Annotated in this window: 6 protein-coding genes; 1 reads left to right on the top strand and 5 read right to left on the bottom strand. The window is 68.4% G+C overall.

What is annotated here, in order from left to right; all coding sequences use genetic code 11:
• Nucleotides 1–175: 175 nt before the first annotated feature.
• Nucleotides 176–3,556, bottom strand: a complete 3,381-nt coding sequence (locus tag D7Y11_RS44695; RefSeq protein ID WP_126936256.1) for an ATP-binding protein — start codon at nucleotides 3,554–3,556, stop codon at nucleotides 176–178.
• A gap of 245 nt (nucleotides 3,557–3,801) precedes the next feature.
• Between D7Y11_RS44695 and D7Y11_RS39400 the strand changes: the two genes are divergently transcribed.
• Nucleotides 3,802–3,984 carry a hypothetical protein gene (locus tag D7Y11_RS39400; RefSeq protein WP_126936255.1) on the top strand — a complete coding sequence of 61 codons (183 nt, stop codon included), beginning with the start codon at nucleotides 3,802–3,804 and terminating at the stop codon, nucleotides 3,982–3,984.
• Nucleotides 3,985–4,314: 330 nt separating this feature from the next.
• Here the strand turns inward: D7Y11_RS39400 and D7Y11_RS39395 are convergent, their stop codons facing one another.
• The 4 genes from D7Y11_RS39395 to D7Y11_RS44680 form a co-directional block, all read right to left on the bottom strand.
• The gene (locus D7Y11_RS39395; RefSeq protein ID WP_126936254.1) at nucleotides 4,315–4,905 is read right to left on the bottom strand and encodes a DUF642 domain-containing protein; all 591 of its coding nucleotides are present in this window, start codon (nucleotides 4,903–4,905) and stop codon (nucleotides 4,315–4,317) included.
• Between the two features lie 131 nt (nucleotides 4,906–5,036).
• Nucleotides 5,037–6,965 carry a putative metal-binding motif-containing protein gene (locus tag D7Y11_RS39390; RefSeq protein ID WP_126936253.1) on the bottom strand — a complete coding sequence of 643 codons (1,929 nt, stop codon included), beginning with the start codon at nucleotides 6,963–6,965 and terminating at the stop codon, nucleotides 5,037–5,039.
• 56 nt (nucleotides 6,966–7,021) lie between these two features.
• Complete coding sequence (locus D7Y11_RS45275; protein ID WP_126936252.1) at nucleotides 7,022–9,208, bottom strand: putative metal-binding motif-containing protein; 2,187 nt, start codon at nucleotides 9,206–9,208, stop codon at nucleotides 7,022–7,024.
• A gap of 78 nt (nucleotides 9,209–9,286) precedes the next feature.
• On the bottom strand, nucleotides 9,287–9,480 hold a 194-nt coding region (locus D7Y11_RS44680; protein WP_233607544.1), incomplete at its 5' end, for a hypothetical protein.

Raw genomic sequence — 9,480 nt, 5'->3', positions numbered from 1 at the left:
GTGCTCGCGCGCGGCCTCGCGGGGATGCTCTACGGCGTGGGCGCGCTGGACGCCCTGACGTTCGGAGGCGTGCCCCTGCTGCTGGGCGCGGTGGCGCTCGTGGCCAGTGGGTTGCCCGCCCGCCGCGCGCTGCGCGTGACGCCGGCCATCGCGCTCCGGGCGGACGAATAGGGCTTCAGGACACGGTGTCGTAGGCGGGGGGCGCTTCCCTCGGCATGCGGACCGTGAACGTCGTTCCGGCCTCTTCGCTGGAGGTCGCGCTCACGTGGCCTCCGTGCGCCCGCGCCACCTGCTGCACGATGTAGAGCCCCAGCCCCACGCTGCGTGACGAGCGGCCTTCGTCATGGTGGCCGCGCCGCATGGCCTGGAAGAGGGTGGGCAGCATCTCCGGCGGAATGGGCCGGCCCCGGTTGTGGACTTCCAGGACGAGGTCGTCCCCCTCCTCGCGAGTGGACACCCGCACCGTGGAGCCCGGCTCGCCGTAGCGAAGGGCGTTGGTGACCAGGTTCTGAACCACCTGGCCCAGACGCTCCTCGTCCCACGAGCCCAGGCCGTCGCCCTGCTGATCCAGGACCACCTGCCGCTCCGGGAACGCCACCTGGACCTCCTCCAGCGCGTGGCGCGTGGCCTCGTGGAAGTCCATGCGGCGCCGCTGCACCGGCAGCCCTCCGCCCAGCCTCGCCTGGGTCACGTCCAGCAGGTCGCGGATGAGGCGGTTGGCGCGCTCGGCGCTGCTGATGATGCGGCCGGTGTTCTTTGTCGCGCGCTCCCCCAGGTCATCGCGCTGGAGCAGGGCGTTCGCCGACAGGAGGATGGCGTTGAGCGGATTGCGCAGGTCGTGGCTGACGATGCCGATGAGCTGCTGCTCGAACTCCCGCTGCTCCCGCGCCTCCGCCTCGCGCCGGTGGCGTTCGGTGATGTCGCGGCTCACCGTGGCGATGCCCATGTCCTCGCCCGTCGCGGCATCGCGCAGCGTGAAGAAGTTGTAGTGGACGGGGATCGCCGCTCCGGTGCGGAAGTGGCGGAGGCGGAACTCTCCGTCCCAGCGCCCGTGCTCGCGCAGCCTGGGCAGGATGACGTCGCGCACGTAGGCGCGGTCCTCCTCCAGGAAGTAGTCGAACAGGTGCGTGCTCCGCACCGCCTCCGGCCCCTCCAGTCCCAGCATCCGCTGGCCCGCCTCGTTGACGAACAGCGCCCGTCCGTCCGGTCCTCCAATGCCGATGAGGTCCGAGGACTGCTCCACCACGGCAATCAGCTTCTCGCGCTCCCGCTCCGCCAGGCGCTGCTCCCTGCGCGCCCGTGCCGCCGCGAGATTCCCCTCCACGCGCGCCAGCAGCTCCCGCGCGGAGAACGGCTTCACCAGGTAGTCGGTGGCGCCCATGCGCAGGCCCTCCACCGTGGCCTCCTCGCCGGCGCGCGCGGACAACAGGATGACGGGCACGTGCACCGTCGTCGGGTCCTCGCGCAGCCGCCGCAGGAGCCCGAAGCCATCCAGCTCCGGCATCATCACGTCGCTGATGACGAGGTCCGGCATCCGGGCCCGGCACGACTCCAGTGCCTCCAGTCCATTCGCCGCGAGCGTCACCTCGAAGCGGTCCGCGAGCAGCGAGTGCACATACGCGCGCATGTCCGCGTTGTCGTCCGCGAACAGGACATGGCCGCCCACGGTCCTCATGAGGGGCGCGGGGGCCGCGTCGACCGCGAGCATGGCCGGCGTGCCCTCCGGCCCCAACCAGCCGGACGCCTCCTCCAGGAACGTCGCGGCGGTCGCGCTCGTCGGGACGCGCTCGGACGTGGACGCCGCCGTCTCCCGTGGAGCGTCAGCCAGGGAGGACGCCTCCGCGGGCAGCGTCACCGTGAAGGTGCTGCCCTGGCCGGGGCGGCTCTCCGCCTGCACGTCGCCGCCATGCAGGCGAACCAGCTCCCGCACCAGCGCGAGCCCGATGCCGCTGCCCTCGTAGCTGCGTCCCTGCGCGCCCTGCACTCGGTGGAAGCGGTCGAAGATGAGCGGCAGCTCCTCCGGTGGAATGCCCGTGCCGGTGTCCGCCACGCGCAGCTCCACCTGCGTTCCGCGCCAGCGCAGGCTCACGCGGATGCCGCCCTGGTGCGTGAACTTGAACGCGTTGGAGATGAGGTTGAGGACGATCTTCTCCCACTGATCCGGATCCACCTTCACGGGGTGCGGCAGCGGGGGACAGTCCACGTCGAGCGTCAGGCCCGCGCGCTCCACGGTGGAGCGGAAGCCGCTGGCGAGCCCGCGGGTGAGCGCGGCGAGGTCGGTGGGCACCGCGGTCGCGTGCAGGCGGCCCGCTTCGATGCGGGAGAACTCCAGCAGCGTGTTGACGAGCTTGAGCAGCCGCAAGCCATTGCGGTGCACCGTCCGCTGCCGTTCGAGCTGCCGGGGACCGAGCGGCTCCAGCGGATCCTGGAGGCCGTCCTCCACCGGCCCCAGCATCAGCGCCAGCGGAGTGCGGAACTCGTGGCTCACGTTGCTGAAGAAGTCCGTCTTCGCGCGATCCAACGCGGCCAGCGCCTCCACGCGGCGGCGCTCCTCCTCGCGGGCGCGGGCCTGGGAGATGGCCGTCGTCACGCCCCGGGCCAGCAGCTCCAGGAAGCCCCGGTACTTCTCATCCAGTGCCAGCCTGCGGCTCAGCCCCGTCACCAGGAAGCCCGCGGGCCGCGCATGCCCCGCGCGCGGAAGGGGCTGCACCCATGCGGAGGCCGTTCCCTCCGGCCACGGCCCCACCGCGACGGTGCCTGTCTCCCCTGGCAGCCTCTCCCAGAGGAAGGCCGCGCGGGTGCTCGCGGCGTCGCCCAGGGGCCAGTCCGCGCGCGCCTGACCCGTGCTGTCCGGGAGGGGAATCGACTCGGGAGCGAGCGCATCCCCCGCCGCCATCCCGCTCGTCCCGGCGAGCCGCGCGGTGCCAGTGGCGTCATCCACCAGGTAGAGCAGGGCGAAGGGCACGTCGAGCGGCGCAGCGGCGATGACTCGTATGGCCTCGCGACAGGCGTCGTCCGTGGTGGCCCGGTCCGCGGTGGAGGCACCCAGTTCGCGCAGCATGTCCAGCCGCCGCGTACCCACCACCTGTCCGGTGGTCTCCGTGAGCGCCGCGAAGATGCCCGCCACGTCGCCGGACTCGTCGCGCACGGGCGAGTGGCTGTAGGTGAAGTAGCACTCCTCGACGAAGCCGTTGCGGTCGAGCGGCATCATCAGGTCATTGACGAAGATGGCCTCGCCGGTCTGGCGCATGCGCTCCCAGCCGGGGCCGAGCATGTGCCAGACCTCCGGCCAGGTGACGGCCGCTGCCTGCCCCAGGGCAGCGGGGTGCTTCGTGCGTCCGCAGATGGGCCGGTACGCGTCGTTGTAGAACTGGACGAACTCCGGACCCCACGCGACGTAGAGCGGATAGTCGGACGCGAGCACGATGCTGACGGCCGTGCGCAGCGACTGGGGCCAGGTCTCCACGGGGCCCAGGGACGTCCTCGCCCAGTCCACCTGCCGCAGCAGGGCGCCACACGCGCCACCGCCTCGCAGGATGTCGTCCGCCGCGCCCATGTGCCTCCACGCCCATGCGCGCCTTCAAGAATGGAGGCCACTGCTGGGGGATGGAACTTCGGGGTTTCGCCGAGCGATGGCCAGTGCGCAGAGCGGAGCCCGTGATGAAACGTGCATCGATGAACGGCGGGCGTCTGGAGGGCAACCAGGCGCTCGCGCGGTTCACGGCCCGGTCACCGTGAAGTTGTCGATGGCCAGACCGCAGTCGGTGAACCTCGACGTGCTGGTGAACTGGATCCGCGTGGATGGCGGACGTGATGGTCCAGCCCGGCAGCGCGTTGCTGGACGGGTTGAGGATGACGGAGTTGGACGCGCCAATGGCGTGGGTCTCGAAGCTGTCGTTGGTGGCGACGTTGATGCCCTGCTCGACGCTGCTCAGCTCCGGCTCGGAGCGCGCGGAGTCCGGACCCCCCAGCCCGCCAGCGTGAAGAGGCCAAAGCCCACCAGGGTGCCAAGACGCAGCATGGGGTTGGCATTCATGTGATGTGATTCCCGTTGAGATGTGTTTCGCCTGTGTTCAATGACAGGCGAAGCGCACTCCAGGTTCGTTCACCTTGGGTGTGGATGGCTTGGCGGGTGGTGCCATTGCACTGACTGCTGCCCTCCAAGCAGGTCAGAACCGGATGCTGCGCCTGTGAGGTGGAACAGGGCGATCCGGCGACCCACGGTCCACCGTCCAGTCGCTGATAGGGCCGCCGCCCCACGGGTAGGGGAGCGGCGGCCCGGGGCCCGCACGGATCAGCGGACGGGCTGCGTCATCACGGTCCGGTCACCGTGAGGTTGTCGATGGCCAGACCGCAGCCGACGCCACCGGAGGTGCTGATGAGCTCGATCCGCGAGACGGTGCTGGTGGCGTTGAACACGTAGGTGCGCGGGAACGTCGACCACGTCCCGGAGCTGTTGGAGAAGCTGGCGGTGCTCGGGCCGTAGTTGAGGGTGGCCGACCGGGACACGGTGGTGCAGGTGGGGCTGTTGGACACGTAGAAGGACACCGTGTAGCCGCCGCCGACGACGGTGGGGACGTCCTGGTACAAGGAGCCCGCGCCCAGGCCGTTGAGGTCGATGGACTGGATGCCGCTCTGCGCCGCCTTGTACGTGTTCTTCATCACCTTGATTCCGCTGGTGATGGTCCAGCCCGGCAGCGCCGTGCTCCCGGCGTTGAGGACCACGTAGTTGAAATTGCCGATGTTGTTGTTCTCAAAGCTGCCGTTGGTCGACACGACGACGCCCTGCTCGACGTTGCCGAGCTCCGGCTCCTGGATCGCGACATCCGGGCCCCCACAGCCCATCAGCGCGAAGAAGCCAAAGCCCACCACCGCGCCGCGACGCAGCACTTGCTTGCCATTCATATGATGTGATTCCCCCTGAGATGTGTTTCGCCCGCGCGTCGTGCGACAGGCGAAACATACCGTACATGATTTCACATCAAGTGTGTGAAACTTCACAGCGGGGGTGCTGGGCTGGTTGCCCTCCGGCCGGGTCAGAGGGGTGCGCAGCCACCCGTGGGTGCGGGACTGATCACGGATGAGGCATTGATGACACAGGGCTGGACGCTGCGCAGGTTGATGGAGCCTGCGGCGCCCCCGCCGCCCCCGCCGCCTCCGCCTCCAGACAAACCTCCTCCGGCGCCCTTCACAGGAAGGTTCGACGCACCGCCTTCGCCACCCGCACCACCTGTGGCGCTCGCTCCTGAGCCGCCGGTGGCAGGAACGCCACGGGTCTCGCTGCCATTCGCGCCGTTGGCTCCGTCTTGATCGATGCTGAAGTCAGCAGTGCCACCTTCACCGCCACCGCCGCCGTTGGCTGTGAGACGCGCATCGGAGGTCAGATTCACCTGGAATGCTTCCAGGACGATGCGACCTCCGCTTCCGCCGCCACCGCCCCCATTCGCGAAAGCTACCCTTGTCCAAGGATCGGACATCGTGGTGGACGCCAAGCCACCCAGGCCACCTCCGCCACTCACCGAAACGACCTTCCGAATGGTCAGCGTCCTGGCTACGGAGAGCTGAATGGCGCCACCACCAGCGCCACCGGAGCCAGTCTGGCTAACTCCATTGCCTCCCGCGCATCCCCCAAAGAGTGGCGAGATGGCCGATGCCTGCTGGACCCCCATGTCACCCCCCGTGGTCGAGGTGTTTGAGGTGCTGCCGCCAAGCGCTCCAATCGTTGCACCGCCCGCGCCGCCTCCACCTCCGCCCAGGATTTGTAGCCTGGCTTCACCCCCGGATTCGTCCGAGTAAACTTGTCTCGTCCCCATCTTGCCCTGCGACGCTGCGCATGCTCGATTGCCCCCGGTTCCGGGAACCGGCGCTCCGTTCACGATGCGCCCACTGGCCAGGATGTCATGGCTCAGGGTCGCATCCCCATACACCGCGAAGATGACCGGGCGGCTGCCTACAATGCGCAGTTCGCCGCCCAGGGCCAGGGTCCGCACGGGAATGAGAAGGATTTCGGGGGCGTCTCCAGACTGGGGCAGAGTTTTGATGGTGAAGTCTCCCGTATCTGGGCCAGCGCCAGCGGGCGCCCAGGTGCCGACGCTCGTGTCGAACACCACGGCCCCGGTGGTTCGCAGTTCACCAATCTCCTGGCTTGGGATGCTGTTCGGATCGAAGTTGCTCGGGACAAAGGGAAACGTGACGCATTGGCCATCGGCACGGCAAACATGCGGAATCCCAGACCCGTCTTCGCCGCAAGGCTGGTTGAGTTGTGCCGGATCGGGTGAGTAAAGGCAGGACGAGTTACGCGTGCAGCCCGCTACCTGAGTGCAATCCTTGGCCGGGCAAGGTGTGGGTATGCCAATGCATGCACCGCTGCCATTGCAGGAACCTGGATCATGGCAGACGTCGCCATCGATGCAGGGCTTTTCCAAGCAGTCGCTGTCCTCGCAGGATTTGTGGCCATCGCAGTCGGAGTCGATATCCGCGGTGCACATTTCAATGGCCCCCGGGTAGATGTCCGAGCGGGAGTCATCACAGTCGGGCAATTCCGTGCCGGAAACACTCGCGACGAAGCCGTCGCCATCCCGGTCCGCAGCCAGCAAGGTGACGGTCCAGTCGATGGACTTGCCGGGCGGTGCATCCAACGCACGGTCCTCGTGGACCTCCACGAGTGCCCCCGCACATTGATTGCCGTTGAAGGCAGAGAATGAAGTCACCGTCACGTTCAGCCGATCGCCCCACGCCGCCTTGCGGACCATCGCGACCTGAACTTCCTTCGCGTCAGGCCCCTTGAGCTGGTCGGAGGGAAGGTCTGTTCCCACCCGATTGCTCCCGTCACCTATCTCTACGCGTAGGCACTGGGGTCGGTAGGACGGGTACTTCACGGTCACGCGAAGCACGCCCTCGGCGGGCTCCTTCATGCGGCAGGCGGACAGCAGCACCACGCAGGTCAATAGACAGAACAGACGCATGGTGCCGCACTGTACCCGTCAGCCCTCCATTGCTGGAATTCCAGGCGGGAGGCGGGTCAGGGGGCCGTGCAACCACCTGAGGCCGGAGGGCTGATGAGGTGCCCAATCGCGAGGGAACAGGACTGGACGCTGCGCAGGTGGATGGAGCCCGCGGCGCCGCCGCCTCCGCCGCCGCTGCCTTCGGTATTGAAGGCGTCCTTGATTCCGTCAGAGCCTTTGACGGGACCTGCCGTGCCGGCCCCGCCAGCGCCGCCGCTTCCTCCTGTGTCATTCCCGCTGTCGCCGCCAGCGGCTGGGTTCGCTGAGTCCTCGCTGCCATTGGCTCCATCCACGCCGTCATTGTTTGTACTGCTGCCACCCCTGCCACCACCGCCGCCATTGGCAGTGACGCGGGCACTCGCATGGAGCGTCAGCTGGAAGGCTTCGAGCACCACCCGGCCGCCGCTACCGCCCCCGCCCGCGCCCCCTCCAACGCCTCTCTGTCCACCGAAGCCACTCGCGCCGACGGCTTTCGAAATCGTCAGATTGCGTGCGACCGACAACTGGATGGCGCCGCCTCCGGCTCCACCCGTGCCGGGAGTGGCGGAACCATTGCCGCCACCGTTGCCGCCCGGGCAGCCTCCCAGGAGGGGCTCGGCCCCGGTGGGCCGGGATGTTCCCGCAGCGCCAAACCTTTGGCTGTTGTTGTAGCCCGCTCCTCCGTTAACGCCAGGCGTGCCATTGCCAGCGCCGCCACCGCCACCGCCAGTCTTTCCGCCGTACGTGCCGTTCCCGCCCTGGGAGGCGCCGCAAGCCGCGGTGGGATTCATGATGCTGCCCGAGGCCAGGATGGACTGGCTGACGTTCGCGTCGCCATAGACCGCCAGGATGACAGGGGAGGAGCCAGTGATTCGCAGAGTCCCACTCAGCTCGAGTGTCTTCACCGGGATGAGCAGCACGGGCGGATTCCCGTTCTGCTGCGGCATCGACACAATCTTGAGCGATGCCGCGGTGGAGATGGCACTCGTGGGGTTCCAGCTCTTGTCGGCGGTGTTGAACGTGATGTCAGCGCTGGTCTTGAGCTCACCGATGTCCGCGGCCGCGATGGTCGTCGGATCGAAGTTGTAGGGCCGGTAGGGGAACGGGCTGCACGAGAGGTCCGCCTGGCACACACCGGGAACTCCTCCCGAAGTCGTGCAGAGGCCGTTGACGTCGGGCTCGAACTCGCAGTCGCTCGTGGCCGAGCAGACCTGCTTGACCCGCTGGCACAGCGGCGGCGTGCAGACCTTGGGCGTTCCCACGCAGTGGCCGTTCCCATCACAGAGGTCCGGCTCGGTGCACCTCTCGGTGTCCTGGCAGGGAGTCGTGTTGGGGCTCGGAGTGAATTCACAGGCGCCCGTGCTCGTGTTGCAGGTGCCCTGGGCCGCCAGGCACTGCTCCGTGGTGGTGCAAGACAGCGGGGTGCCCGAGCACGTCCCGTTGGCGTCGCACTTGTCTGCGTTCGTGCACTTGTTGCCGTCGTCGCAGGGCTGGCCCGCGGGGGAGCTGACGGTCTCGCACATGCCTGTCTCGGGCTTGCACTCCTGACGTGGCTGGCACGCGCCGCCAGGCTGGGGACAGGTCTTCGTGCTCTCGGGGGCACACCGCGCCTCGCGGCCCGTGCCCACACAGCGGTCGTTCAGCGTGCACGCATCGCCGTCGTCGCATGGCGTGCCGTAGCAGTTCGCCTCCTGGCAGCCCACCAGTTCATTGCAGTTGAGGTCCACCGTGCCGCCGCAGGTCTCGGTGGCGCCAGGGTGGATGTCCGCGTTCAAGTCGTCGCAGTCGGGCTGCTTCCTCCAGGTGGCACCCGTGAGGTGCTCGTCCTTGTCGCTGTCCTCGGCGGAGAGCCGGAGGTCCCACCGGGCGAACGCCTTCGCGGGGACGACCACGGGCTGCTCGCTGGAGCGCGTCTCCACGACCTCGCCCGCGCACCGGTCGCCCGTGGCCTCCGTGAACGACGACACCGTGAGGCTCAGCGCCGTGTCCCAGTCCGCTTTGCGGCGCACCGCGACCAGGACCTCTTGCTTCTCCGGGTTCTTGAACGCGCTGGCAGGGATGTCCGTGGCCTCCTGGTGCCCCTTCGCGTCCTTCGCCTCCACGCGCACGCACGCGGGCTTGAAGGTGCCGTAGGTCACGGACACTCGGATGGCGCCTTCGTCAGGGGCTTTCTCCCCGCAGGCGGCCAGCATCAACACACATCCCAACAGGCAGAGCCGATACATGGCTCCGCAGCTTACCTGTCGTCCCTTCTCCCCTGAAACCTCGCGGCTGATGACGTGACCCGTGGCCAACCCGACACGTCAGGGGGCGGGGGTGGGACAGCCACCCGTAGGGGCAGGGCTGAGCACGGCGTCGTTCAGGACGCAGGAGCGAACACTGCGCAGGTGGATGGAGCCCGCGGCGCCACCGCCGCCGCCGCCAGCACCGTTCACCAGCACGAGCGTTCCTCCGTTGTCGCCGGACGTGGGGGCGCTTGAGGTGCCACCCTTGCCAC

The organism is Corallococcus sp. AB018 (assembly GCF_003986945.1).
GTDB lineage: Bacteria > Myxococcota > Myxococcia > Myxococcales > Myxococcaceae > Corallococcus > Corallococcus exiguus.
This window is presented reverse-complemented; position numbering and strand designations above follow the sequence as displayed.